Raw genomic sequence first — 26,478 nt, 5'->3', positions numbered from 1 at the left:
CAGTGAAACGAGTCAGCGCCGATGATAGTGCGGATTCCCGTGTGAAAGTAGGTCATCGTCAGGCTAATATCCCCGCAAACCCCTCTGGATCCAGTCCAGAGGGGTTTTGCTTTTTAGGGCCGCCTGGGGTTGGGCGGTTTCAGCCTAGTTTGGTTGCGTAGACCTCGCCTGCAGGTAGATCGCGAACAACTCGGCGTGCGACTTCACGCCAAGCTTGGTGTAGATGTGCTTGCGATGGCCCTTGACGGTCTCGGGCGAGATCTTCAGCTTCTGTGCAATGCCTTTGGATGAAAAACCGCTGAGTAGCAGGTGCACGATCTCCAACTCGCGGTTGGTCAGGTTGGACGAGCCGCTACGCGCCAGCGTGGCGGTGCCGCTGTCCAGGAGGTCGCCGCTGCCGGACTGGCCTGGCGAGGGCGAGGCGTAGGCCGATCCGGCGGGGGCCGTTCCGACCACGGCTGCGGTCGGCAGCGGGCCGGCGCCGGCATCGACCGGAGGCCCAGACATCAGTACCGGCAGCCCCTCCTCGCCCACCTCGTGCAGCGCCGCACGCTGGCGCATCAGCGCCAGCACCCAGGGGCTGATCGCGTGCAGTACCGAGATCTCGTCCAGTGTGTATCGGTGTTTGCTTCCCAGCGACAGGATCAGCACCTGCCCCTCGTCTCTGTCGCCAGGGCCCGCATTCAGCGGCAGGTTGAACTGCACCTCGTCCGCGACGATGTTGAGCTTGAAGTAGCGCTGGTAGTAGTCCTCCGCCTCGAAGCGGTCGGGCGCCACATCGTCCAGGCGCATTAGTCCGGCGCGCGGATCGTCCATGCAGGCGATGTAAAAGGGGTCCAGCAGGTAGAAGCCGTTCAGGTAGTCTTGGAACAGCTCGTCGTCGCTGCCGTCGGGTGTCGGGCTCTCGGCGAACACCTGTGGCTTGCGATCGCGCGCAAACAGCAGCACCACCCAGTTGTCGAAGGGAACCACGTCGCTGAGATAGCGCAGCAGGATGTTCCAGAAGTTGGGCTTGTCGAGCGCTTCGATCAGACCGCCGATCAGGCGGTGCCAGGCTGCGCTTTCGATCGGGTGCGCCATGGTGCTTAGGGCGATGCTGCGGTGAGGGTGAGGTGGCGGGGCGGCTCAGGATAGCGCGGCCCGGACGCGCCCGCGTTGCAGCCTAGTCACACGCGATGCCATGGTTTTCCAGATGCTCGCGCAGCGGCGCGAGCTGGCGCTCATAGCGCCGCCACAGCTGCACCGAGCTCTTGTAGATCGGCCGGCGCACCTGCGTGGCGCTGGCGCTGGTGGCCGGCGCGGCATTGCGGTGGAACTCCAGGCAGGCTTGGTCCCAGGGCAGGCCGCAGTAGTCCAGCAACGCGCGGCTGCGAGGCTCCTGTGCGGCCACCAGTTCCTCGTAGGCTAGCTCGTGGAAGCTTTCGGGGATGTCGCGCCGCCAGTGCTGCATCAGCCGGTGGTAGGCCACGTAGTAGCGGCCCAGGTCCTCGAGGCTGTAGCTGAAGGGATAACCCATGCGGAACAGCGTCTTGAACATCGCATAGCAACTGTCGAGCGGGTGGCGCGTCAGGTGCACCACCTTGGCCTGCGGCAGGGCCTGATGGATCAGTCCCAGGTAGAGGTAGTTGCTGGGCGTCTTGTTGAGGATCAGCTGCCTGGCTGCCGGCAGGCCGTGACTGCGCAGCGCGCCGCGGTAGGCCTCGCCCAGCGCGGCGGCATCCAGGTGGGCGCTGCGCTCGACCATCGCCAGCTTGCCGCCCGGGCCGGCGGCCAGGCGCATCAGCGCGAAGGCGAAGGCATTGCTCTCGCCGATGCTGCCCACCAGCGGGTGCGAGTCGAGGATGCGCTCCACCAGCGTGGTGCCGCTGCGCGGCAGGCCCATCACGAACAGCGAGGGCTCGATGACGCCCGGTGATGGGGAGGGCGCGCGCCGCGCCAGCGTTTTGGCGTTGAAGGCGGCCGCGATGGCGGCCATCGCCTCCTCGTCGCTGTCCACGCGGTAGGCCAGGCGGGCGCGGCGCACGCGCGCGGCATCGGCCAGCGCGGCGAACGAGGCGTCCCAGTCCTGCAGGTCTTCGAGTTCCTTGGCCAATGCATAGCCCAGCGCCACGCGGCCGGGATGATCGGCGCCCAGCCGCGCCAGCGCGCGCCTCAGCTCGTCCACATGGTTGTTGTCAGCACTCCAGACACGCAGCGTGGCGCGGTTCTGATAGGCATCGAAGTCGTCGGGGCGCAGCGCGATCACGCGCGCATAGAGCGCCTCGGCGCGGGCGATGTCACCCATCGTGATCAGCGAGGTGGCCAGGTTGTAGAGCGTGCCCGGCTCGTCGGGCTGCAGCTGCGCGGCGCGCTCGTAGCAGCGCTGTGCGTCGGCGTGGCTGGCGGCATGCAGCCACAGCGTGGCGATGTGCTGCAGCAGTCGCGCGTCCTGTTGCGCGCCCGCTTCCATCGCGGTCAGGCGCTCGCGCGCCAGATCGATGCGGCCGCGGTAAATCTGGCACTCGACCACCCGGCTGGCAGCGTTGACATCGCCAGGGGTCAGTCGGCTGGCGCGATCTGCGCAGGCCAGCATCGCGTCGAAGTCGCCGAGCTGCTGGTAGACCTGGCTGGCCGCCAGCAGCTCGGCCGCCGAGGCCTGGCTCGCGGCCAGCGCAGCGCCGCCGCGCTGCACCTCGTCCAGCCGGCCCTGCGCGTAGGCCTGCTGCAGCTGCTGCAGGCGTTGGGGCAGGGCAGGTGCGGTCGCGGCGGTGCTGCTGTTGTTCATGCAGGCAAGACTATCAGCTCATCAAAGTGCGCGCGGCGGCAGCAGCAGGGGTGGCCTCCCGGCCAAGGCCTCCCTTGCTGCTACCGCCGTAGCGAACCGACTTAGAAGTTGTAGGACACCGCGACGCCGATGGTGCGCGGCTGCGAGATGAACACCTTGGAGCCGTTGCCGTAGTAGTTCTGTGCCGGATCCGTGCCCATGCTGCCCTCGAGGAAGCCGCCGGTCAGGCCTTCGCTGTTGAGCAGGTTCTTCACGTAGAAGGTGGCGTTCCACTTCTCGGCGGCGATCATCGAGCTGATGCCGAACTGGCTGAAGCTGGGCCAGGTCTTGGCGAAGCGGGCGCTGGTCGAAATCGCGTTCTCGGTCTCGCCCTGGTAGTAGGCCGAGAGGCGGTTGACCCACTGCCAGCCGTTGCTCAGCTCCATCGTGTGCTCCAGCGAGCCGCTGATGGTGTGGCGGGCGGTGCCGGGCAGGCGCGTGCCGGCCGGAGCGATCACGACGCTGGGCCTGTCCACGCGCAGCACCGGGTCGACCAGCTTGGCGTCCACATAGGTGTAGTTCAGGCCCCAGCGCCAGGCCGCAGCGAAGCCGCCGCTGAGCTCCAGCTCCAGCCCCTGGCTCTTCGCCTTGCCGCCGTTCTGCGCGGCGAAGAAGCCCCAGTTGGGCGTGCTGGTCTCGACCTGCACGTCCTGCCAGTCGATGTAGAACAGCGAGGCGCCGTACTTGATGCCGCTTTGCGTGCCCTTGATGCCCAGCTCGTAGTTGGTGTTGGTGTCCGGCGCGTAGGTGAGATAGGCGGCGCTTTCCTTGAAGTTGCCCACCAGCGGCACGGCGTTGGCACCGCCGCGGCGATAGCCTTGCGATACCGTGGCATAGGCCATCTGGCGCGGTGTGAGGTCGTAGGCCAAGTTGACCTTGAAGAGCTTGCCGCTGTCCTGCTGATTGAACACCGAGCGCTCGGGCGTCATGCCCCAGGCCGGGATGCCCATCGTCGTGTCGTTGCTGAACTTGTTGTTGAAGAAACGCGCACCGACGGTGCTGCGCAGCGTGGGCGCGAAGTGATAGGTCAGCTCGCCGTAGCCCGAGGTCTCCTTGAAGTTCTGCGCACGGTCGTAGAGGAAGTCGTTGTTGCTGACCAGGTAGTTGCCCGGCACCGCGACGTCGGCCCACTCCTTCAGGCCGCGAAGATAGCTGCGCTGCGAAGACGCGAGGTCCTGGTCCTGGTAGAAGACGCCGACGATGTAGTCGAAGCTGCCGCCCTTCTTCGAGATCAGGCGCAGTTCCTGCACTGTGGCCTTGTCGCCGTAGCTGCGGAAGGCCTGCGCCATCGGCCGCGGGTAGTTGTAGTAGAAGTCCTTGAGCCAGTTGTTCTTCGCGTAGAAGCCAGTGTTCTCCGACAGGCTGGAGCCGGTCTGCTCGTATTGCGAGGTGGCGCTGGTCAGCGTGGCGAAGCCCAGGTCCAGCTCCATCTCCAGCGCGGTCATGTCGACCTTGCGGCTGGACGGTTCGAGCTGGATGGAGCCGTTCTCGTACTTGCCGTAGCTGCGGCCCCAGCCGTCCAGTCCGCGGGTGGGTTGGCGGCGGCCGCCGATCTCGTCTTCCTGCTGCTGGTAGGTCAGCGTGGCCGAGAAGTTGCTCGTCGGCTTGAACAGCAGCGACAGGCGGCCATACGTGATGTCCACCGTGTCGGCATCCTTCTTGACTTCGTAGCTGGCGGCCGGGTTGGTGATGCCGTTGGGCGCGACGGGGTTGCCGTTGGCGTCGAGCTTGTAGACGTTGACGTAGTCGATCAGGCCGGCGTTCTTCACCTTGCCGACCACCAGGCGCGCGCCCAGCGTGTCCTTGAGCAGCGGCACGTTGAGCATCAGGTCGCCGCTCTTGTTGAAGCCATCGGAGCCGTCGCTCTGGCCGAGGTTGGCCTCCACCCGGCCGCCGAAGGTCTTCAGGTCGGGCGCGTTGGTGATGTAGCGCAGCGTGCCGCCCAGCGAGCCCGAGCCGTACAGCGTGCCTTGCGGGCCGCGCAGGATCTCGACGCGCTCCAGATCCTTGATCAGGAAGTTGGCGTAGATGGGCGTCTGATTGACGTAGGTGGAGACGGCCGGCACGGCCGAGGTCTGGTAGTCGCCTAAAGCGGCGCCGTTGAGGTTCAGGCCGCGCACGGTGACGCCGCTGACCACGCCAGAATTGCGGTAGCCGCGATCGACCACCGAGGCACCGGAGACTTCGCGCAGCAGCTCAACCTGGTCGGTGATGCGGCGCTCCTGCAAATCTTCGCCGCTCATCGCCGAGATGTTGTAGGGGATCTTCAGCGCGTTTTCCTTGCGGCCCTGCGCGGTGACGACCACCGTGTCGAGCTGGTTCTTCTCCTTGGCAGCATCGCCTTGCGCCTGCGCCAGCGCGGCCTCGCTGGTTGCGAGCAGGCTCAGCGCGGCGGCGGCAGCGGCCAGCGGGGTCAGCTTCAGGGTCGTCGTTCTCGGGGTCTTCTTCGATGCCGTGCTCATGAGCAGGACTCCTGTGGTTCAGTAGAAACGGTGTTGTGCGGGCAAAGCGATGCCTGCGGCCGAGCGCTGATGCACCGGCCCCTGGCGGTACTGCTGGAGACGAAAGAAAAGAGAAAGAAGAAAAGAAAGGGCGGACTAGCGGCTCAGGCCGTAGAACATCACGGCGTCATAGGCGGGATTCAGCGTCACGCCCTTGACGGACTTGCGGTGGATCACCCGGCCCTGCAGATCGGCGACGAAGATCGCCGCGGCATCGTCGATCAGCAGTTGCTGGGCCTGCGAATACTTCAGCTTGGCTTGCCGGCGGTCACGAGCCTCTTCGGCCACGCCGGCATTGACCAGCGCGTCGTACTTGGGGTTCGCGTAGTGCGACAGGTTGAACACAGTGGGCGACTCGCTGCGGAACAGTCCGATCAGCCAGTCCGACGGCGTACCGTAGCTGGGCCACCAGGTCATCGAGATCAGGTGGGGCGCGCTGTCGGCACGCTTGGCGTCGTCCCAGATCTTTCCCCAGGGGCCTGGGCGCAGCTCCAACTGCACACCGATCTTCTCGAGATTGGCCTGGAACAGCAGCAGCGAGTTCTTGTACTCCTCGCTAGTGCCGATGTAGCTGGCTGAGATCTTCCACTGCGACTGAGGAATGCCCGAGGCCTCGAGGTGCTTGCGCGCCTGCTGCAGGTCCAGGCGCGGCATCTTCAGCGCCGGGTCATGGCCCCACATCGTCGACGGCACGACGCCGATGGCCGGCGCCGCGCCGCCTTCGTAGATCTTCTCGGTCACCGCCTTGTAGTCCCAGGCGTAGGCGAGGGCGCGGCGGAAGTCGGCGTTGTCGGTGGGCGGCTTCTTGGTGTTGATGAGGAACTGCGTGTTGCGCCACGAGGGGCCGCGCAGCACGGCGATCTTCGGGTCGCGCGCCAGCGCCTTGACCAAGTCCGCTGCCGGCAGCGTCACGATATCGGCCTCGCCCGAACGGATCAGCTGCGCCTGCGTGGATGCCTCCTGCACCAGCTTGAGCGTCACGCGCTGGAACTGCCCCGGCTGCCAGCCGCCCCAGTAGGCGTCGAAGCGCTCCAGCGCCACCTCCTGGCCGCGGCTCCACTTGCGCACCTGGTAGGGGCCGGTGCCGGCGGCATTGCCCTGGTTGAACCACTCGGTGCCGGCGGCCATCGCCTTGGGCGAGACCATGTAGGCCGCATATTGCGAGGACGCGATCAGGTCCACCGGTGCCGGCTGCTTGGTGCGGATCACCAGCGTGTGCTTGTCCGGCGTGCTGATGCTCTGCACCTGGTCCCAGATGAAGGCGGAGCCCTTGCCGAGCTTCTTGGTGCGCTCGATCGAGGCTTTGGCCGCGGCGGCGTCGAAGGGCTCGCCGTCGTGGAACTTCACGCCCTCGCGCAGAGTGAAGCGCCACTCCAGCCCGTCCTTGCTGACGCTCCAGGCCGTTGCCAGCGCGGGGCGCAGCCCGTTGGGCGCCTTGGGGTCGTACCAGACCAGCGGCTCGTAGACATTGGACAGCAGGATCACCTCGGTGGACGCCGCGATGGCCGGGTCCCAGTCCTTGATGTCCGCGTACATCGCGTACACCAGGGGCCGTTGCGCCGGCTGGGCCATCGCGGCGCCGCCAAGGCTCAGGCCTACGGCAAGTGCCGTGGCCCATTTTCTGAGCGTCTGACGATGCTCCATGCGCTCCTCTTTCCCAATCGATCTCATGAGTCCTGGCCCATATTGTTTCTGTGTGAGGCGCTGGCCCTGCTTACGCCTCCAGGTTGGCAGGCGGGCCCATGCATCACGGTAAGTGGATTTTTCCGATGTGACAGTCCCTTGACTATTCCCTGTGCGGGGCGCCCCGCGCGGGGGAGCCCTGGCGGCGAGGAGCGCGCTTTCAGGGTTTCCCTCTAACCCTGCGGCGGGGCCGCATGATGGGCGTAGCGCGGCCCCGGGGCCGCTGGTGAGAATGGCGCCCTGCCGTCGCAAAGAGCGGCACCGTCTTACGAGATTGATAGAGAAAGAGGAAGGGCACTGCCGGATGTGGTTGTACTTGGCCAAGAGATCGGCCGCGCTGCTGGCCATCGTGCTGGGCGTGATGGCGCTGGTCTTCATTGCCAGCCGCGTGCTGCCCAGCTCGCCGGTGGAGATGGCGCTGGGCGCCAAGCCCACGGCGGCGCAGATCGCCCAGGCCCGCGCCGAGCTGGGGCTGGACCGGCCGCTGCCCGAGCAGTTCGTGCGTTTCGCGCTGCGCGCCGCGCAGGGTGACTTCGGCAACAGCCTGCGCACCGGCCAGCCGGTGATGAAGGAGATCACCACGCGCTTTGCCGCCACGGCCGAGCTGGTGACGCTGGCCCTGGTGCTGGCGGTGCTGGTGGGTGTGCCGATGGGCGTGTGGAGCGCGCAGCGCCGCGGCCAGGCCTTCGACCGCGTGAGCCGCGGCGGCGCGGTGGCGCTGCTGGCGGTGCCGGTGTTCTTCCTCGGCATCCTGCTGCAGCTGGTGTTCTACGGCCAGCTGCAATGGCTGCCGCTGCAGGGCCGCATCGACTCGGACCTGCTGCTGGACCAGCCCTTCGCCAGCGTGACCGGCTTCTACCTGCTGGATACCTTGATCGCCGGCGACGGCCAGGCCTGGCGCAGCGCGGTCGAGCACCTGACGCTGCCGGTGGTGACGCTGGCTGCAGCCTCGCTGGCGGTGGTGATGCGCACCACGCGCAACGTGATGGCCGAGGTGCTGCAGACCGACCATGTACGCACGGTGCGCGCCTATGGCCTGGCACCGCGGCGCCTGCTGTTCGGCTTCGCGCTGCGCGCCGCGATGCTGCCGCTGCTCACCGTCATCGGCCTGACCTACGGCTTCATGCTCGGCGGTAGCGTGATCGTCGAGTACGTGTTCGACTGGCCCGGCATCGGCGGCTACATCGTCGAGTCGGTGGTGACCAACGACTTCCCCGCGGTGATCGGCGTGACCCTGCTGGTCTCCACCGTCTACCTGCTGATCAATCTGCTGATCGACCTGTTGTATTTCGTGCTCGATCCGCGCCTGTCCCCATGAGTGCCTTGATGAATCCAAGCGAGATGGCTGCAGCGCCCGGCGCGCCGGCGACGCCGCGCCGCGCAGGCGCGCGGCATTGGCTGCGCCGCCACGCGCCTATCGCCTTGCCGGCCGCGCTGCTGCTGTTCCTGCTGCTCGCCAGCCTGCTGGCGCCCTGGCTGCCGGTGGCCGATCCCACACAGATCGAGCTGGCCAACAAGCTGCTGCCGCCGGGCACGGCGCACTGGTTCGGCACCGATGCGCTGGGCCGCGACATCTTTGCGCAGGTGCTGCATGGCGCGCGCATCTCGCTGCTGATTGGCGTGGGCGTGGTGCTGGTGGCCGTGCTGCTGGGCGTGCCCATGGGCCTGGTGGCTGGCTATGCAGGCGGCCGCATCGACAGCGTGCTGATGCGCATCGCCGATCTCTTCCTTGCCTTCCCGCCCCTGCTGCTGCCCATCCTGCTGGTGGCGATGGCCGGGCCGGGGCTGGAGAACGCGATGCTCGCGGTGGCGGTGTCCTGGTTCCCCTGGTATGCGCGCATCGCCCGCGCCGCGGCGATGACGGTGAAGGCCGAGAACTACATCGTCTCGGCGCGCGCCTTCGGCGCCTCGCATCTGCGCATCGTCTGGCGCCATGTGCTGCCCAACTGCAGCACGCCCATCCTCGTGCAGGCCAGCCTGGACTTCGGCTACGCCATCCTCACCACTGCCGCGCTCGGCTTCATCGGCCTGGGTGCCACACCGCCGACGCCGGAGTGGGGGCTGATGATCTCGAACGCGCGCTCGGTCTTCCTCGAATATTGGTGGACCGCGGCCTTCCCCGGCGCGGCGATCTTCGTCGCGGTGATGGCCGCCAATCTGCTCGGCGACGGGCTGCGCGACCTGCTCGACCCCAAGCACGAAGGGCGGTCGGCATGAGCATGACAACGACGGCAATGAACACACAAGAGCGCGGCCTGGTCGTCGAGGGCCTGCGCCTGGCCTTGCCTTCGGGCACGCCGCTGCGCCACTGTTCGCTGGCCGTGCGCCCCGGCGAGGTGGTCGGCCTGGTCGGCGAATCGGGCAGCGGCAAGTCGCTCACCGCGCTCGCCTGCCTGGGCCTGTTGCCGGCTCAGGCGCGCACCAGCGGCAGCATCCGCATCGGTGGCGAGAACGTGCTGGGCGCGGCCGAGGCCACGCTGCGCCGCGTGCGCGGCAAGCGCATCGCGATGATCTTCCAGAACCCGCTGAGCGCGCTGAACCCCTTCTACACGGTGGGCCGCCAGATCGCCGAGGTGCTGCGTACGCACTTCCCCGCCGAGAACAAGGCGGCGCTGCAGGCCCGCGTGGCCAGCGCGCTGCAGCGTGTGCAGCTGGGCGCGGACTATGCGGCGCGCTACCCGCACCAGATGTCCGGCGGCCAGCTGCAGCGCGTGATGATCGCGCTGGCCATCGCCTGCGAGCCCGAGGTGCTGATCGCCGACGAGCCGACCACCGCGCTGGACGTCACCGTGCAGGCGCGCATCGTGCGCCTGCTCAAGGAGCTCACCGGCCAGGGCATGGGCCTGCTGCTGATCTCGCACGATCTGGCGCTGGTGTCCGAGGTGGCCGATCGCGTGGTGGTGATGTATGCCGGGCGCAGCGTCGAATCCGGCGCCACGCGCGAGATCATGGCCTCGGCCTCGCACCCCTACACGGTAAGCCTGCTGAAGGCGCAGCCGCGTCTGCTCGGCGAGCAGGCCACGCTGCCGCAGCGCCGCCTGCCGGTGATCGAGGGTCAGGTCTTGCCGGCGAGCATGGACCCGCCCGGCTGCGTGTTCCGCGAGCGCTGCCGTCGCGCGGTCGAAGCCTGCGCACGCGTCGCGCCGCCAACGGTGAGCCTGCGTGCCGGCAGCCATGTCGAATGCCATCACCCGGTGCTGCCGGTGCGCCAGCCGGCGGAGTCTGTTCATCATGTCTGAAGTACTGCAGCAGCCACAACAACAATCGCAGGCGGTCGTCGCCGTCCAGGGTCTGCGCAAGCGCTATCCGGGCCAGCGCATCGCCGCGCTCGCCGGGCTGGATTTCGCGCTGGCGCCGGGGCGCTCGCTGGCCATCGTCGGCGAATCCGGCAGCGGCAAGACCACCGCGGCGATGTGCATCGCCAAGCTGGCCGCAGCCGACGGGGGCCAGGTGCTGCTGTCCGGCCGTGACCTGCTCGGCGCCGGTGCGCGCGAGACCGTGGCGCTGCGCCGCGAGTTCGGCATCGTGCTGCAGAACCCGCTCACCGCGCTGGACCCGCGCCAGCGCATCTGGCGCAGCGTGGCCGAGCCGCTGGAGGTGCACGAGCCTTCGCTGCCCAAGACGGCGCTGCGTGAGCGCGCGCTGGCCATGCTGTCGCGCGTGGGTCTGTCCGAAGCGATGGCCGAGCGGCTGCCGCACCAGCTCTCCGGCGGCCAGCTGCAGCGCGCGGTGATCGCGCGCGCGCTGGTGCTGCAGCCGCGCTTCGTCATCCTCGATGAGCCGACCTCGGCGCTCGATGTCTCCGTGCAGGCCCAGGTGCTGAACCTGCTGTGCGATCTGCGCGAGGAGCTGCAGCTGAGCTATCTGTTCATCACCCACAACCTCGCGCTGGTGGAGATCCTCGCGCACGAGGTGCTGGTGATGTATGCCGGCACGGTGGTGGAGCGCGGCCCGGTGCACCAGGTCTTCGCCAACCCGCGCCACCCCTACACCGCCGAGCTGCTGGCCGCCGTGCCGGGCAGCGGCAGCGCCATCGCGATGGGCGCCGCCGAGCTCGCGCCTGCCGCGGCCGACGGCGGCTGCCCCTATCGCCTGCGCTGCGCGCGTGCCGACGCTGCACGCTGCAGCCAGCCTGTACCCCCGACCACGGGCAGCGCCGCCCACCAGGCGGCCTGCCACTTTCCTCTTGGAGCTTCCGAACAATGACGAGCACGACGAAGAACAGCAGCAAGTTCTCCATCGCCGGCATGCAGCTGGCCCTGCCCAACACCGACAACCGCGACGCGATCGAGCGCGAAGTCGGTGCGACGATGCGCCGCTTCCCCTGGGTGGACATGGTGCTGCTGGCCGAGCTGGCGCCCATGGGCCCGGAGACGCGCCATGCCGAAAGCCTGCCCGGCGAGACCGAGCAGCGCTTCCAGGCGCTGGCCCGTCAGCACGGCATCTGGCTGCTGCCCGGCTCGATCTACGAGCGCGGCGAGGACGGCAAGATCTACAACACCACGCCGGTGATCAACCCTCAGGGCGAGGTGATCGCGCGCTACCGCAAGATGTACCCCTTCCGCCCCTACGAGGCGGGCGTCGAGAGCGGGCGTGAGCCGCTGGTCTTCGACATCGAGGGCGTGGGCCGTTTCGGCGTCTCGATCTGCTACGACGGCTGGTTCCCCGAGACCACGCGCGATCTGGTCTGCGCCGGCGCCGAGGTGATCCTGCATCCGACGATGACCGGCACCATCGACCGTGAGGAAGAGCTGGTCATCGCGCGCGCCAACGCGATCATGCAGCAGTGCTTTTTCTTCGATGTGAACAACGCCGGCGGCCTGGGCAACGGCAAGTCCATCGTTGCCGGCCCCAACGGTGAGGTGCTGCACCAAGCCGGCCAGGGCCAGGAGATCTTTCCGGTCACGCTGGACCTGAACGTGGTGCGCGACGCGCGCGAGAACGGCATCAAGGGCTTGGGCCAGGTGCTGAAGTCCTTCCGCGACGGACGCCAGCGCTTCGGCTGCTACCGCCCCGACGGCGCACCGACGCCGTATCTGGAAACGCTGGGTCCGCTGGAGCTGCGCACGCGTGGACAATGAGGTGCATGAGCACCTCGATCCGCGCTGACGCTGCCTCTGCTGCCACCCCACTGACGATCTGGCTCACCGGTCTGTCGGGCTCGGGCAAGAGCACGCTGGCCCAGGGCCTGGCCGAGCGCTTCGCCCGCGAGGGCGTGGCGCATTTCATCCTCGATGGCGACGCGGTGCGCACCGGCCTGTGCCGCGACCTGGGCTTCAGTGCTGCCGACCGCAAGGAAAACATCCGCCGCGTGGCCGAGGTGGCCGCGCTGATGAACCGCGCTGGCCTGACGGTGATCTGCGCTCTGATCTCGCCGCTGCTCGAAGACCGCCGCATGGCGCGCGAGATCGTCGGATCGGGCCGTTTCGTCGAAGTGCATGTGGCCACCTCGCTGGAGGTCTGCGAACAGCGCGACCCCAAGGGCCTGTACCGCCGCGCCCGCGCTGGCGCGATTCCCGACTTCACCGGTATCAGCGCGCCCTATGAGGCGCCTGCTGCAGCAGAGGTGGTGATCGATACCGCTTCGCTTGGCGTTGATGAGGCGGTGGCGAGGGTGCATGAGGCGTGGGTGGCTCAGCAGCGTTTGGCTGGCTGACTGCCAGCGTTCTCTTTGCTTGCCTGCGTCGGTCGGCGCGAGGCAGCGTCGGGCCGGGGCGATTTGCTCCATGCCTGGGCCAGAGGCCCAGGCCTTCGCCAGGCACAAACAGTCCACTGGACTGTTTGTGTCCGGGCTCAGTCCCCCGTGTCCACTTCGTGGCCGCTCCTCCTTTACTTGCGCAAATCGCCCCGGCCCACCGCTGCCGCTCCAATGGTGGCGTGCCAATCGTGCCCTGCCACCAAAGTATCGGGAGCGGTGTGATGGCTTTGCTTTGCGTAAGTAAAGGAGGAGCCGCCCAACGGGCGGCGGGGGACATGGAGCAAAGCGAAGCCGTCGCGACGCTCCTCGCTCCGATCTAAGCAAGAACGCCAGCGCCTGCTGCCGTTCGCCATCCACGCAGCCAGCCTTTCCCTGCCGCGCAAGCCGCTTGCGATCTTTGCATAAGGGGCAAAGCTGTCCGCATCACGGCGCGCGAATCGCGGGAGTAAGCTCGCCGTCCCTACGAATCAGCAGGAGACCCTGGATGGACAACAGCAAGCCTTTGTCGCCGGCCGAAGCCGCACTGCGCGATGCTGCGCTGGACTACCACCGCAGCCCGACGCGCGGCAAGATTGCCGTCACGCCGACTAAGGCCTTGTCCAACCAGCGCGACCTCTCGCTGGCCTACTCGCCCGGCGTGGCCTATCCCTGCCTGGACATCGAGAAGGATCCGGCGCTGGCCGCCGACTACACCTCGCGCGCCAATCTCGTCGGCGTGATCACCAATGGCACCGCGGTGCTGGGCCTGGGCGACATCGGCCCGCTGGCCGCCAAGCCGGTGATGGAGGGCAAGGGCTGCCTGTTCAAGAAGTTCGCCGGCATCGACGTGTTCGACATCGAACTGGCCGAGCGCGACCCCGACAAGCTGGTGGAGATCATCGCGGCGATGGAGCCGACGCTGGGTGGCGTCAACCTTGAGGACATCAAGGCGCCGGAGTGCTTCTACATCGAGCGCCAGCTCAAGGAGCGCATGAACATCCCGGTGTTCCATGACGACCAGCATGGCACCGCAATCATCTCCAGCGCCGCGCTGCTCAACGGCCTGGAGCTGGTGGGCAAGGACATCGGCCAGGTGAAGGTCGCGGTGTCGGGCGCGGGTGCTGCAGCGATCGCCTGCCTGGACGTGATGGTGGGCCTGGGGGTGGCGCGCGAGAACGTGTTTGTGTGCGACTCCAAGGGCGTGATCCATAGCGAGCGCGCCGATGCGGCCAAGCTCGACGAATCCAAGCGCCGCTACTGCCAGGCGACGACTGCCCGCACGCTGGCCGACGTGGTGGTCGGCGCCGATGTGTTCCTGGGCTGCTCGGCCGCCGGCGTGCTGTCGGCCGAGATGGTCAAGACCATGGCCGACAAGCCCATCATCCTGGCGCTGGCCAACCCGGAGCCGGAGATCCGCCCCGAACTGGCCAAGGCCGCGCGGCCCGACTGCATCATCGCCACCGGCCGTTCGGACTATCCGAACCAGGTCAACAACGTCCTCTGTTTCCCCTACATCTTCCGCGGCGCGCTCGATTGCGGCGCGACCAAGATCACCGAAGAGATGAAGCTGGCCTGCGTGCGCGAGATCGCCGCGCTGGCCAAGGCCGAGACCAGCGACGAGGTGGCGGCAGCCTATGCTGGCGAGGAACTGGTCTTCGGCCCCGACTACCTGATCCCCAAGCCCTTCGATGCGCGGCTGATCCTGCGCATCGCGCCGGCAGTGGCGCAGGCGGCGGCGGCATCGGGCGTCGCGTCGCGGCCCATCCAGGACATGGAGGCCTACCGCCATTCGCTGGAGCGCTTCGTCTACCAGACCGGCATGTTCATGCGCCCGGTCTTCAACGCCGCCAAGGCTGCCTGTGCGCAGGGCCATGCGGCGCGGGTGATCTTCGCCGAGGGCGAGGATGAGCGCGTGCTGCGTGCGGTGCAGGTGGCGCTGGACGAAGGTCTGTGCAAGCCCACGCTGATCGGTCGCCCCGACGTGATCGCGATGCGCATCAAGCGCGCCGGCCTGCGCCTGAAGCTGGGCGAGGACGTGGCGCTGATCGACCCCAACCACGACGAGCGCTTCCGCCAGTACTGGGAGACCTACCACCAGGTGATGGGCCGCAACGGCGTCACACCCGAGATGGCCAAGGCGGCGGTGCGCCGCTCCAACACGACGATCGGCGCGCTGGCCATCCGGCTGGGCGATGCCGACGCGCTGATCTGCGGCATGGTCGGCCGCTTTGAGCAGCACCTGGAGCATGTCAGCGACCTGATCGGCCTGAAGCCCGGCGCACGCAACTTCGCCACCGTCAATGCGCTGACGATGGACCAGCTGACGCTGTTCATCACCGACACCTTCGTCAACGACGCGCCCGACGCGGAGGCGCTGGCCGAGATTGCCGGCATGGCCTGTGAGACGGTGCGCCGCTTCGGCCTGCCGCCCAAGCCGGCTTTCGTCTCGCACTCCAACTTCGGCTCCAGCAAGAGGCCCTCGGCGCTGAAGATGCGTCGCGCCTACGAGCTCTTCGCCGCCGCGCATCCGGACATCGAGTGCGACGGCGAGATGAACGGCGACGCGGCGCTGTCGGCTGCGGTACGCCAGACCTACCTGCCCGGCGCCAAGCTCGAAGGCGCGGCCAATCTGCTGGTGATGCCCAGCCTGGATGCGGCCAACATCACCTTCAACGTGCTGAAGATCAGCGCTGCGCAGGGCGTCACCGTCGGGCCGATCCTGCTCGGTGCGGCCGCGCCGGTGCACATCCTCAACCCCTCGGCGACGGTGCGTCGCATCATCAACATGACGGCGCTGGCCGCGGCCGATGTGTCGGCGGCGCGGGGCTGAGCGATCAGGTAACCGTCCGGTATCCGGGCGGTCACAGGCGCGGCTCATAATCGGTCGTCGTTAACAAGCACCGATAGAGAGACAGTCCATGACCCGCGCCACCAAGATCGTTGCCACCCTCGGCCCCGCCTCCTCATCGCCCGAGGTGCTGGAACGCATGATCCGCGCCGGGGTCGACGTGGTGCGGCTGAACTTCTCGCACGGCAAGGCGCAGGACCACATCGACCGCGCGACGCTGGTGCGCGACGTCGCGGCGCGCGTGGGCAAGGAGGTCGCCATCATGGCCGACCTGCAGGGCCCGAAGATCCGCGTCGGCAAGTTCGAGAACGGCAAGATCGAGCTCGTCAACGGCGCGAAGTTCGTGCTCGATGCGAGCCGCACCGAGCTCGGCAACCAGGACTGCGTGGGCCTGGACTACAAGGAGCTGCCGCGCGACGTGAAGCCCGGCGACACGCTCTTGCTCAACGATGGCCTGCTGGTGCTGACCGTCGAGGCCGTCAAGGGCGAGGCGGTGCACACCATCGTCAAGCAGGGCGGCGAGCTGTCCAACAACAAGGGCATCAACAAGCAGGGCGGCGGCCTCACCGCGCCGGCGCTGACCGCCAAGGACATGGAGGACATCAAGACCGCGATGTCCTTCCAGTGCGAGTACCTGGCGGTGAGCTTCCCGAAGAACGCCACCGACATGGAGATGGCGCGCCAGCTGGCCAATGTGGCCGGCGAGCCCTGGCGCCACAAGCCCGGCATGATCGCCAAGATCGAGCGCTACGAGGCCATCCCGCACCTGGAAGCCATCCTGAAGGCCAGCGACGGCATCATGGTGGCGCGCGGCGACCTCGCGGTGGAGGTGGGCAACGCGGCGGTGCCCGCGCTGCAAAAGCGCATGATCAAGCTGGCCCGCGAGATGGACAAGGTGGTGATCACCGCCACGCAGATGATGGAGTCCATGATCGTCAACCCGGTGCCGACGCGCGCCGAGGTGTCCGATGTGGCCAATGCGGTGCTCGACGGCACCGACGCGGTGATGCTCTCGGCCGAGACGGCAGCCGGCAAGTTCCCGGTGGAGACCATCGAGCAGATGTCGGCGATCGCACAGGAGGCCGAACGCGCCGAGTTCGTTGCGCTGGATACCGACTTTGCCGGTCGACAGTTCGCGCGCATCGATCAGTCCATCGCGATGGGCGCGCTGTTCACTGCCTACCACCTGGGCTGCAAGGCCATCCTCGCGCTGACCGAGTCCGGCTCCACCGCGCTGTGGATGAGCCGCCATCGCGTGCAGGTGCCGATTTACGCGCTGACCACGCAGCGTGTCAGTCAGCGCAAGATGACGCTGTACCGCAATGTGCGTCCGCTGATCATGCCCAAGTTCGACGACCGCGATACCGCGTTGAAGGCGGCCGAGCAGCTGCTGGTCGAGCGCGGCGTGCTGATGCCCGGGGACACCTACGCGATCACCTGCGGCGAGCCGATGGGCTACCCGGGCGGCACCAATATGCTCAAGGTCTGCCGGGTTGACTGAGGTCGGACCGAGCAGGGTCCCTGCGGACCCTGCGACGCCGACCGAAGGCCCGACCGCCTGCCAGCGGGCGGGCTGACGCCCCTCGCCCGCGGTTACGCGGGCGGTCCCCCGAGGGGACGCTCATGCGGCCGGCTGTCACGCCAGCCACATGAGCCTTGGCCGTTCTTGTGGCGGCCCGGCGAACGGCCCCGAGGCGCTCAGCCCTGTTGCGCGCTCTTCACCAGCGCCGCGATGCGCGGCGACATATGCGTGGGCACCAGCTCGACCTCGGGCCGCGCGCGCGCGAAGACGCGGAACAGCTCGTCGGTAAAGGGGTGGCCGACGTCGTCCACGCCTTCGAAGCTGATCTCCGCGCGCCTGAACATTGGCAAGCGCGCGGCCACCCGCCTGGCCTGCGCGCGCGAGTCCAGAGCCTGGCCCGGGCCGGCGAGCAGGCGCAGATGCACGGTGGTGCGGTCGAATGCGATGCCGCTGCCATCGGTGCTCCAGGCCTCGAGCACCTGCTCCAGCGTGCGCGTGGTGTCCAGCGCGATCGCCATGTAGATCGAGCTGCCCTGGCGCGGCAACGGGCGGCCGGGCTGCCAGCCGGCCCCCTCCCAGGCGCGGCGCTGGAAGGCGGTGTTGTTGGCGTGGATGTCGAACACATCGGCCAGTTGCGAGCTGAAGAACAGCCCTCGGCCGGTGTGCGCTTCGGGCTGGCTGGTCAGCCGTCCCTTGGACAGCTCCAGCATCGCGTGCTGCGCATCGGCGATGTCGAAGGCGCTGCAGATCTTGTCGAACACGCCGCAGCCGTCGTCGGAGACCAGCAGCTGCACATGGCTGGGGGTCTGGCGCAGCGAGACGGTGACGCTGCTGCCGCCGCTGTGGTCGATCGCGTTGTTGAGCAGTTCGGTGAAGCCATGGCGAACCATGCGCTCGACATGCCGCGGCAGCGCGAAATTGGGTGCGAAGTCGCGCTGCCAGGGCAGGTCTTCCTGCAGTCCGTGCAGGGTGTAGCTGCGCGCGACCTGGCGCAGCGCGCCGGGACCCCAGACCGGACGCCGGCTGCTGCCGCTGCGCGTAAGCCAATGCGCGTCGACCAGCTTGCGCAGGGCAGCCTGCACCGCGCGGCGGCTGGCGCCGGTGCGCTCTTCCACATGCTCGGTAAGGTCCAGCGAATGCTCGTGCGCGGCGGCGGTGATCCAAAGCGTCATGTGGTCAAGGGCGAGGCGCGTCATCGTCGGGCTCCTGCGGAGCGCCCACTATCGACGAGCAGCGCACCGCGCGCAAGGCGGCCAGCCCGCCCCCGGATGAAGGGGCTGCTGGCCCGATGCCGCAGGGGCGCCGGTAGAATCAGGCGCAGTTACGGCGCGGTTACAGCGACAGCGCCGCCCATGCATTCGCAACTCCACCGGGGACATTCATGGCTCTCGTTTCCATGCGCCAGCTGCTGGACCATGCCGCCGAGAACGGCTACGGCATTCCGGCCTTCAACGTCAACAATCTGGAGCAGGTGCAGGCCGTGATGGCGGCCGCCGACGAGGTCGGTGCACCGGTGATCCTGCAGGCCTCGGCCGGCGCCCGCAAATACGCTGGCGAGCCCTTCATCAAGCACCTGATCCAGGCTGCGGCCGAGATGTACCCGCACATCCCGCTGGTGATGCACCAGGACCACGGCACCAGCCCCAAGGTCTGCGAAGGCGCGATCAATCTGGGCTTCGGCTCGGTGATGATGGATGGCTCGCTGATGGAAGACGGCAAGACGCCGGCCTCCTTCGACTACAACGTGGACGTGACCCGCAAGGTCGTCGAGATGGCGCACAAGGTCGGCGTCACCGTCGAGGGCGAGCTGGGCTGCCTGGGTTCGCTGGAAACCGGCGAGGCCGGTGAAGAAGACGGCATCGGCGCCGTCGGCAAGCTGGATCACAGCCAGATGCTGACCGACCCCGAGGAGGCCGCGCAGTTCGTCAAGGCCACGCAGCTGGACGCGCTGGCCATCGCCATCGGCACCAGCCACGGCGCCTACAAGTTCACCCGTCCGCCCACAGGCGACGTGCTGGCGATCAGCCGCGTCAAGGAGATCCACGCCCGCATCCCCAACACCCATCTGGTGATGCACGGCTCCTCGTCGGTGCCGCAGGAGTTGCTGGCCATCATCAACCAGTACGGCGGCAAGATGAAGCAGACCTACGGCGTGCCCATCGCCGAGATCCAGGAAGCCATCAAGCACGGCGTGCGCAAGATCAACATCGACACCGACATCCGCCTGGCGATGACGGGCGCGGTGCGCAAGTTCCTGGCCGAGAACCCCGACAAGTTCGACGCCCGCGAGTGGCTCAAGCCCGCCCGCGAGGCTGCGAAGGCGGTGTGCAAGCAGCGCTATCTGGAGTTCGGCTGCGAAGGCCAGGCCGGCAAGATCCAGCCGCGCACCCTGGTCGACATCGCTGCGGCCTATGCCAAGGGCGAACTGGCCCAGGTCGTCCAGTAAACGACGCCCGCATCGTCCTGAGGCCCGCTTCGGCGGGCCTTTTGCATGGCATCGCGCCTAAAATCCGCAGCCTCAACCGGAAAGACCCATGACTGCCGCCTTGCTCCAATCCTCGCTGACCTCGCTTCCCCTGATCGCCCGCGGCAAGGTGCGCGAGAACTACGCGGTGGGCAGCGATCGCATCCTGATGGTGGCCTCGGACCGCATCTCGGCCTTCGACGTCATCATGGGCGAGCCCATCCCGGGCAAGGGCGCGCTGCTGACGCAGATGGCGCTGTTCTGGTTCGACAAGCTGGGCGACATCGTGCCCAACCACATCACCGGCGAGGACCCGCTGTCGGTCGTCACCGAGGCGGAGAAGGAGCAGGTGCGCGGCCGCTCCATGCTGGTCAAGCGACTCAAGCCCCTGCCGATTGAAGCAGTGGTGCGCGGCTACCTGGCCGGCAGCGGCTGGGCCGAGTACAAGGCCAGCGGCGAGGTCTGCGGCGTCAAGCTACCGGCTGGCCTGCAGAACGCGTCCAAGCTGCCCGAGCCCATCTTCACGCCGGCGACCAAGGCCGAGATGGGCGACCACGACGAGAACATCGATTTCGAGCGCTGCGTCAGCATCATCGGCCGCGAGATGGCCGAGCGCGTGCGCGACATCTCCATTGCGCTGTACAAGCGCGCCGCCGAGTACGCGCTGAGCAAGGGCATCATCATCGCCGACACCAAGTTCGAGTTCGGCCTCGATGCCGACGGCACGTTGACGCTGATGGACGAGGTGCTGACGCCCGACTCCTCGCGCTACTGGCCGGCCGAAAGCTATGCGGTGGGCTCCAACCCGCCCAGCTATGACAAGCAGTTCCTGCGCGACTGGCTGGAGCAGGCCACGGTGGACGGCAAGCCCTGGGGCAAGACCGCGCCGGCGCCGCAGTTGCCGCCCGATGTGATCGCGAATACGGCGGCCAAGTATCGCGAAGCCTTGGAGCGGCTGACGCGCTGAGGCGTCGTCGGCAGGAACCTGGGGCCGGAGGAGGGCCCGGCCTATGCAGATCCGATCCCGTCTGCTGCAGTCGCTGGATCAGGGCATCGCCAAGGCGACGAGCCCACTCGATGGCGCCTGCCTGCGCGTGCAGCGCGCCATGCTGCTGGCCCGTCATGGTCAGCTCAACCCGGCGCGGGAGGAGCTGACACAGCTGCACCAGCTTGCCTTCCAGCATCCGCAGCCGCGCCTGAGCGCATGGCTGCAGTTGGCCGAGGGGCTGATGCATTACTACGCCGACTTCGGTAGCAGCGCGCGCGACAAGGTACAGCGCGCGCAGGCGATCGCCCGTGCCGCCGAGGTGCGCGAGGTCGATCTGCTCGCCACGGCCTGGCTGGCACACCTGGCCTATGTGGCGCACGACTTGCCCGAGCTGATCGAGCAAGCCAAGGCCTGCCTGGCCGCGGCCGCGCCGGACGACCACCAGGCGCTGGCACGATTGGCCATCGCGCTGGGCCTGGCGATGCACTTTGCCGATCGCTGGGAGCAAGCGCAGGCCTGGTACGCGCAGGCCAGGCTGTATGCGCAGGCCATGGGCGACGATGCCACGCAGTCGGCGCTGATGTACAACGTTGCCGAGATGCGCACTGCGCAGATGCGTCGCGAGAGCCTGGCCTATCCGACGCGACCGCGCCCGGATCTGCTGCTCGGCGCCGATTCGGTGCGCCACTACGACAACGCGGTCGGCGGCTCGGCGATGGCCGAGCTGACGCCGCTGTTGCGCGCCCAGGTGCTGGCCATGCAGGGCGAGTATGCGCAGGCTGCCGAGCTCTACGAGAAGTTCCTGCCGCAGACCGTGGGCCGCGGCGGACTGGCCCGCCTGGGCAGCAATCTGCTCGCCGACCTGGCCTGGTGCCGCGTCAACCTGGGTCAGCGCGAGCAGGCCCTGGGCCATGCACGCGAAGCCGAGCTGCAGATCGATCCGCGCTGCGATGTCGACGATCGCGCCGCCACGCACAGCCGTCTGGCCCAAGTCTATGAGGCGCTGGGCGACGAGCTGGTGTCTCTCACCCATGCGCAGGCGGCACAGCGTGAGTGGGCCGAGTTCAGCGCCCAGCAGGGGCACTGGGCCGAGCGCCTGGAGGCTGCGGGCCTGGACAGGCCGCCGCTGTAGCGCGGAAGTTTCTTCGCCATCGCGAAGCGTCAGACGGGCCGCAGGGCCTGTCTTCGGGTGTGCTCAGCCCCGGCGCATGCAGGCGCCGGGTCCCTCGCAAGGCGTCAGACAGGCCGCAGGGCCTGTCTTGGGTCCTTGCTCAGAACAAGGCCATGCTGAGCTTGCGGCGGTACTGGTCCACCACCGGGTCGGCCGGCGTGACCGCGCTCTTGCCGGCGATCTCCAGCGTGCTCTTGGTTTCGGCGGCCTGCGCCTTCGGTGCGGGCTTGCTCATCAGCTCCAGGATCGCGACGTAGAGCTTGCGCGCGGCCTCGCCGTTCCAGGCCTTGTCGCGCATGATGATCTCGAGCAGCTCGTCCATCGCTGCGGTGAACTGCTGGGCCGCCAGCTGCGACTGCGCCAGCGCGAAACGGGCCTCGAAGTCGCGCTTGTTGGCGGCGATCGCCGCCTGCAGCGCGGCCACGTCCAGGCCGGCTGCCGCGCGCTCGGCCGCGGCCAGCCACTGCGCCAGCGCGGCAAAGCGCGCATGCGGGGTGATGGTGTCGGCGGCCTGCGCGGCCACCGGTGCAAAGGCCGCCTTGGCGTCGTCGAGCAGGCCCAGCTCGAGCAGCGCCTTCACATAGTCGAAGCGCGCGCCCTCGTTACTCGGGTCGGTTTGCACCGCATGGGCCAGCTTGGCCAGCGCGGAATCGGGATCGCCTCCGGCCATCAGCAGTTCGGCCTCGGCCAGCTCTTCCTGCGCTTCCAGTGCCTCGCCGCTGGGCACATGCTTGTCGAGGAACTCGCGGATCTGCGCCTCGGGAATCGCGCCGACAAAGCCGTCCACCGGCTGGCCGCCGACGAACATCACGCAGAAGGGAATCGAGCGCACGCCGAAGGCCTGGCTCAGCTGGCCGGCGATCTCGGGCTGTTCGTCGCTGTTGAGCTTGGCCAGCACGAAGCGGCCCGCATAGGCGACCTCGAGCTTCTCCAGCACCGGGCCCAGGCTCTTGCACGGGCCGCACCACGGTGCCCAGATGTCCAGCAGCACGGGCTGCTGCATCGAGGCCTGCAGCAGCTCGGTTTCGAAGTTCTGAATGGTGATGTCGATCATGGTGTGCCTGGTGCCGGGCGGGCCATCGCGCGGCGGCCGCCTACAATTCGGGGTTTACTCCCAGCCTCTGGAGCGAGTCGTGCAGGATCTGCAGAACGCCACTCCCCTGGTTGGCGTGGTGATGGGCTCCAGCAGCGACTGGGAGACCATGAAACACGCCACCGACATTCTCGCCGAGTTCGGCGTCGCCTATGAAGCCAAGGTCGTCTCGGCGCATCGTATGCCCGACGAGATGTTCGCCTATGCCGAGGCCGCCGAGGGCCGCGGGCTGCAGGCCGTCATTGCCGGTGCCGGCGGCGCCGCGCATCTGCCCGGCATGATCGCGGCCAAGACCCTGGTGCCGGTGCTGGGCGTGCCGGTGGCCAGCCGTCATCTGCAGGGTGTCGATTCGCTGCACTCGATCGTGCAGATGCCCAAGGGCATCCCGGTGGCGACGTTTGCGATCGGCACCGCCGGCGCCGGCAATGCCGCGCTGTTCGCGGTGGCGATGCTGGCCCGCCGCGACGCTGCGCTGCGCGACAAGCTGGCCGCCTACCGTGTGCGCCAGACCGAGCATGCGCGCGGCATGAGCAAGGACCTGGTCTGATGAGCATCGAGCTCAAGACCCTGCCGCCGGCAGCCACCACCACGCTGGGCGTGATGGGCGGCGGCCAGCTCGGCCGCATGTTCGTGCATGCCGCGCAGAGCCTGGGCTTCCGCACGCTGGTGCTGGACCCGGACGAGGCCAGCCCCGCCGGCCTGGTGGCGCACGAGCACATCCGTGCCGACTATCTGGACGAGGCGGCGCTGGCGCGCATGGCCGAGTCCTGCGACGCGATCACCACCGAATTCGAGAACGTGCCGGCCCAGGCGCTGGACTTCCTCGCTCACCGCAAGCCGGTGGCGCCTGCCGGGCGCTGCGTGGCCATCTGCCAGGACCGCGCGGCCGAGAAGGCGCATTTCGGCGCCAGCGGCGTGGCCTGCGCGCCCTATGCGGTGATCGCCAGCGAGGTGCAGCTGGACGCGGTCGATGCCGCGCTGCTGCCCGGCATCCTCAAGACTGCCCGCATGGGCTACGACGGCAAGGGCCAGATCCGCGTGAAGACGCGTGAGGAACTCCTTGCCGCCTGGGACGAGCTCAAGCGCGTGCCCTGCGTGCTCGAGCAGATGCTGCCGCTGGCGCTGGAACTGTCGGTGATCGTCGCGCGCGGCCGCGACGGCGTGATCGTGCACTTCCCGGTACAGCAGAACCTGCACCGCGACGGCATCCTGGCCGTCACCGAGGTGCCGGCGCCAGCTGTCTCGCCCGCGCTGGCCGTCGAGGCCACCACCGCGGCGGCGCGCATCGCCAGCGAGATGGCCTATGTCGGCGTGCTGTGCATCGAGTTCTTCGTGCTGAAGGACGGCCGCCTGGTCGTCAACGAGATGGCGCCGCGTCCGCACAACTCGGGCCACTACACGCTCAATGCCTGCGATGTCTCGCAGTTCGAGCTGCAGGCCCGCGCGATGGCTGGCCTGCCGCTGAACCCGCCGCGCCTGCATTCGCCCACGGTGATGCTCAACCTGCTCGGCGACCTCTGGTTCGACGAGCAGGGCAGCGAGCGCACGCCGGCCTGGGCGCGCGTGCTCGCCATTCCCGGCACGCATCTGCACCTGTACGGCAAGACCAGCGCCCGCAAGGGCCGCAAGATGGGCCATCTGAACGTGACCGGCGCCAGCGCCGACGAGGTGCGCCAGCGCGCCCGCGCCGCGGCTGCAGTGCTGGGGCTGCCGACCGAGTGGTGATGCACCCGTGCTGCTAGACGGACACGATCCCGCCGCGCTGCGCCGCGCCGCAGAGCACCTGGCTGCGGGCGAACTGTTGGCCCTGCCGACCGAGACCGTCTACGGCCTCGGCGCGCGTGCCGACGACGATGCCGCGGTGGCGAAGATCTTCGCCGCCAAGGGCCGGCCCAGCGACCATCCGCTGATCGTCCATGTGCTCGACGCCGCCGATGCCGAGGCCTTTGCCGCCGCGCTGCCGCCGGTGGCGCGCCGCCTGATGGACGCCTTCTGGCCCGGGCCGCTGACGGTGATCGTGCCGCGCAAGCCGGGCGTGGCCGCGGCCGCTGCTGGCGGGCAGGATACCGTCGGCCTGCGTTGCCCGGCGCATCCGGTGGCGCGGGCGCTGATGGCCGAAGCTCGCACGCTCGGTGTGCGCGGCATCGCCGCGCCCAGCGCCAACCGCTTCGGCCGCGTCAGCCCGACGCGCGCGGCCCATGTGGAAGAAGAATTCGAGGGCCGGATCTGGGTGCTGGACGGCGGCGATTGCGCGGTGGGCATCGAGTCCAGCATCGTCGACTGCAGCCGCGCGCATCCGGTGCTGCTGCGCCCCGGCGTGCTGATGCCGGCTGAGATCGAGGCGGCGGCGGGCGAGCCACTGCGTGCGCCCGATGCGCAGGCGCCGCGGGCCTCGGGCACGCTGGCCGCGCACTATGCGCCGCGGGCGGTCGTGCGGCTGATGGCCACGGACACACTGGCCAGCAAACTGCAGCAAAACCTGCCGGCAGGGCTGGCGGTATATTCGCGGACGCCTGCAGCGACCGGCGGCGACTGGCATCGACGCATGCCCGACGATGCCCGGGCGACGGCGCACGAGCTGTTCGCAGTGCTGCGCGAGCTCGACGCGGCCGGCGCGCGCGAAATCTGGATCGAGGCGCCGCCCGCCGACCCGGCCTGGGACGGCGTGCGCGACCGGCTGTCGCGTGCCGCGGCAGCCTTTTCTGAATGACGGACCATAGGGAGAGTGTCTTGATCACCAAGAGTTTGTTCGGCAAGCGCCAGGCGCCCAAGCTGTTCGGCGCGTTGGCCCTGGCTGCCGCAGCCCTGACGGGCTGTGGCGGCGGCTCTGCGATCGAGCCCTTCGAGCCCAAGCGCATTGCGGTGTTCGGCGACGAGTCGAATGTCATCACCAGCGACGGTCGCAAGTACACCGTCAATGCGCTGAACAGCACGACCGGCGCCATCGATTGCACGGCGAATCCGCTGTGGGTGCAGACACTGGCCTCCACCTTCGGGCTTGTCTTTGCTGAGTGCAATACCGGCAATGTGGCCGCGCCCACCGGCAAGATCTACGCGACCGTCGGCGCCAAGGTGGCCGATGTGAAGGCCCAGGTCGACGGCTTCCTCGCCACCGAAACCGTCAATGCCAAGACCTTGATGACGGTGCTGGCGGGCGCCAACGACATCCTCGAGCTCTACGCGCAGTACCCGCTGCAGTCCGAAGCGACGCTGAAGGCCCAGGCCGCCGATCGCGGCGCGCTGCTGGCACAGCAGGTCAACCGCCTGGTCGATGCCGGCGGCCGCGTGATCCTGCCCACCATTCCGGACATGGGCCTGAGCCCCTTCGCGCTGGCCGAGAACACCAGCAAGGCCGACCCCAACCGGGCTAAGCTGCTCAGCGCGCTGAGCCTGGCCTTCAACAACTCGCTGACGCTCAAGGTCACGCTGGATGGGCGCCAACTCGGCGTGGTGCTGGCGGACGAGATGGTGCAGTCCATCGTCAAGTTCCCCGGCTACTACGGCTACGGCAATGTGGTCGATGCGGCCTGCCAGAGCAGCGTGGCACTGCCGAACTGCACCAGCAACACCATGGTCACCGACGCCAACGTCAACACCTGGCTGTGGGCCACGCCGACGCTGCTGAGCCCGGCCGGCCAGGCGCGTCTGGGGCTGCTGGCGCAGTTCCGCGCGCAGAACAACCCCTTCTGAGTCCGGCCGCCGGTGCGCGGCCCCATTGCCTGATCGAC

At 68.3% G+C, this 26,478-nt stretch carries 21 protein-coding genes; 15 read left to right on the top strand and 6 right to left on the bottom strand.

The window, feature by feature from the left end; all coding sequences use genetic code 11:
- Positions 1–144 precede the first annotated feature (144 nt).
- The 4 genes from AC2EBS_RS10275 to AC2EBS_RS10260 all read right to left on the bottom strand — a co-directional run bounded on the left by AC2EBS_RS10275 (position 145) and on the right by AC2EBS_RS10260 (position 6,948).
- Positions 145–1,080, bottom strand: coding sequence for a LuxR C-terminal-related transcriptional regulator (locus AC2EBS_RS10275; RefSeq protein ID WP_484728294.1), 936 nt, complete (start codon positions 1,078–1,080; stop codon positions 145–147).
- An 82-nt stretch (positions 1,081–1,162) separates the two neighbouring features.
- A complete protein-coding gene (locus AC2EBS_RS10270; RefSeq protein ID WP_484728293.1) occupies positions 1,163–2,764 on the bottom strand; it encodes a sulfotransferase family protein in 1,602 nt (533 codons plus the stop codon).
- A 101-nt stretch (positions 2,765–2,865) separates the two neighbouring features.
- On the bottom strand, positions 2,866–5,265 hold the full coding sequence (locus AC2EBS_RS10265) for a TonB-dependent receptor (protein WP_484728292.1): 2,400 nt from the start codon (positions 5,263–5,265) through the stop codon (positions 2,866–2,868).
- Positions 5,266–5,400: 135 nt separating this feature from the next.
- Positions 5,401–6,948, bottom strand: coding sequence for an ABC transporter substrate-binding protein (locus tag AC2EBS_RS10260; protein WP_484728291.1), 1,548 nt, complete (start codon positions 6,946–6,948; stop codon positions 5,401–5,403).
- 355 nt (positions 6,949–7,303) lie between these two features.
- On the opposite strand from AC2EBS_RS10260, the gene AC2EBS_RS10255 reads away from it, so the two are divergent.
- The 8 genes from AC2EBS_RS10255 to pyk all read left to right on the top strand — a co-directional run bounded on the left by AC2EBS_RS10255 (position 7,304) and on the right by pyk (position 17,013).
- A complete protein-coding gene (locus AC2EBS_RS10255) occupies positions 7,304–8,305 on the top strand; it encodes an ABC transporter permease (protein ID WP_484728290.1) in 1,002 nt (333 codons plus the stop codon).
- Positions 8,306–8,313: 8 nt separating this feature from the next.
- Complete coding sequence (locus tag AC2EBS_RS10250; RefSeq protein ID WP_484728289.1) at positions 8,314–9,204, top strand: ABC transporter permease; 891 nt, start codon at positions 8,314–8,316, stop codon at positions 9,202–9,204.
- 17 nt (positions 9,205–9,221) lie between these two features.
- Positions 9,222–10,226, top strand: coding sequence for an ABC transporter ATP-binding protein (locus AC2EBS_RS10245; RefSeq protein WP_484728288.1), 1,005 nt, complete (start codon positions 9,222–9,224; stop codon positions 10,224–10,226).
- A complete protein-coding gene (locus tag AC2EBS_RS10240; protein WP_484728287.1) occupies positions 10,219–11,193 on the top strand; it encodes an ABC transporter ATP-binding protein in 975 nt (324 codons plus the stop codon). The genes AC2EBS_RS10245 and AC2EBS_RS10240 overlap by 8 nt, the downstream gene beginning before the upstream one ends.
- Positions 11,190–12,068: a carbon-nitrogen hydrolase family protein gene (locus AC2EBS_RS10235; RefSeq protein ID WP_484728286.1), complete on the top strand. Its 879-nt coding sequence runs from the start codon at positions 11,190–11,192 to the stop codon at positions 12,066–12,068. The genes AC2EBS_RS10240 and AC2EBS_RS10235 overlap by 4 nt, the downstream gene beginning before the upstream one ends.
- Positions 12,069–12,073: 5 nt before the next feature.
- Positions 12,074–12,643 carry an adenylyl-sulfate kinase gene (gene cysC, locus AC2EBS_RS10230; protein ID WP_484728285.1) on the top strand — a complete coding sequence of 190 codons (570 nt, stop codon included), beginning with the start codon at positions 12,074–12,076 and terminating at the stop codon, positions 12,641–12,643.
- 526 nt (positions 12,644–13,169) lie between these two features.
- Entirely contained in the window at positions 13,170–15,494 is a 2,325-nt protein-coding gene (locus tag AC2EBS_RS10225; RefSeq protein ID WP_484728284.1) for an NADP-dependent malic enzyme, read from the top strand.
- An 88-nt stretch (positions 15,495–15,582) separates the two neighbouring features.
- Positions 15,583–17,013 (top strand): pyruvate kinase, encoded by a 1,431-nt coding sequence (gene pyk / locus AC2EBS_RS10220; protein ID WP_484728283.1) that lies wholly within the window; start codon positions 15,583–15,585, stop codon positions 17,011–17,013.
- A 197-nt stretch (positions 17,014–17,210) separates the two neighbouring features.
- Here the strand turns inward: pyk and AC2EBS_RS10215 are convergent, their stop codons facing one another.
- Positions 17,211–18,230 (bottom strand): ATP-binding protein, encoded by a 1,020-nt coding sequence (locus tag AC2EBS_RS10215; protein ID WP_484728282.1) that lies wholly within the window; start codon positions 18,228–18,230, stop codon positions 17,211–17,213.
- A gap of 185 nt (positions 18,231–18,415) precedes the next feature.
- Between AC2EBS_RS10215 and fba the strand changes: the two genes are divergently transcribed.
- From fba to AC2EBS_RS10200, 3 genes are all read left to right on the top strand, one after another.
- Positions 18,416–19,480, top strand: coding sequence for a class II fructose-bisphosphate aldolase (gene fba / locus AC2EBS_RS10210; protein WP_484728281.1), 1,065 nt, complete (start codon positions 18,416–18,418; stop codon positions 19,478–19,480).
- Positions 19,481–19,568: 88 nt separating this feature from the next.
- Positions 19,569–20,465, top strand: a complete 897-nt coding sequence (locus AC2EBS_RS10205; protein ID WP_484728280.1) for a phosphoribosylaminoimidazolesuccinocarboxamide synthase — start codon at positions 19,569–19,571, stop codon at positions 20,463–20,465.
- 43 nt (positions 20,466–20,508) lie between these two features.
- Positions 20,509–21,618, top strand: a complete 1,110-nt coding sequence (locus AC2EBS_RS10200; RefSeq protein ID WP_484728279.1) for a hypothetical protein — start codon at positions 20,509–20,511, stop codon at positions 21,616–21,618.
- A gap of 139 nt (positions 21,619–21,757) precedes the next feature.
- Here the strand turns inward: AC2EBS_RS10200 and AC2EBS_RS10195 are convergent, their stop codons facing one another.
- Positions 21,758–22,711, bottom strand: a complete 954-nt coding sequence (locus AC2EBS_RS10195) for a tetratricopeptide repeat protein (protein WP_484728278.1) — start codon at positions 22,709–22,711, stop codon at positions 21,758–21,760.
- 121 nt (positions 22,712–22,832) lie between these two features.
- Here AC2EBS_RS10195 and purE point away from each other — a divergent pair, with 121 nt between their 5' ends.
- The 4 genes from purE to AC2EBS_RS10175 are packed head-to-tail and all read left to right on the top strand — an operon-like array spanning position 22,833 to position 26,440.
- Positions 22,833–23,297 carry a 5-(carboxyamino)imidazole ribonucleotide mutase gene (gene purE, locus AC2EBS_RS10190; RefSeq protein WP_484728326.1) on the top strand — a complete coding sequence of 155 codons (465 nt, stop codon included), beginning with the start codon at positions 22,833–22,835 and terminating at the stop codon, positions 23,295–23,297.
- Entirely contained in the window at positions 23,297–24,475 is a 1,179-nt protein-coding gene (locus tag AC2EBS_RS10185) for a 5-(carboxyamino)imidazole ribonucleotide synthase (RefSeq protein WP_484728277.1), read from the top strand. The genes purE and AC2EBS_RS10185 overlap by 1 nt, the downstream gene beginning before the upstream one ends.
- A 7-nt stretch (positions 24,476–24,482) precedes the next feature.
- A complete protein-coding gene (locus tag AC2EBS_RS10180; RefSeq protein WP_484728276.1) occupies positions 24,483–25,460 on the top strand; it encodes an L-threonylcarbamoyladenylate synthase in 978 nt (325 codons plus the stop codon).
- Between the two features lie 20 nt (positions 25,461–25,480).
- Positions 25,481–26,440: an SGNH/GDSL hydrolase family protein gene (locus tag AC2EBS_RS10175; protein ID WP_484728275.1), complete on the top strand. Its 960-nt coding sequence runs from the start codon at positions 25,481–25,483 to the stop codon at positions 26,438–26,440.
- The last annotated feature ends 38 nt before the right edge of the window (positions 26,441–26,478 follow it).

Source organism: Roseateles sp. T103, from assembly GCF_057219915.1.
This window is presented reverse-complemented; position numbering and strand designations above follow the sequence as displayed.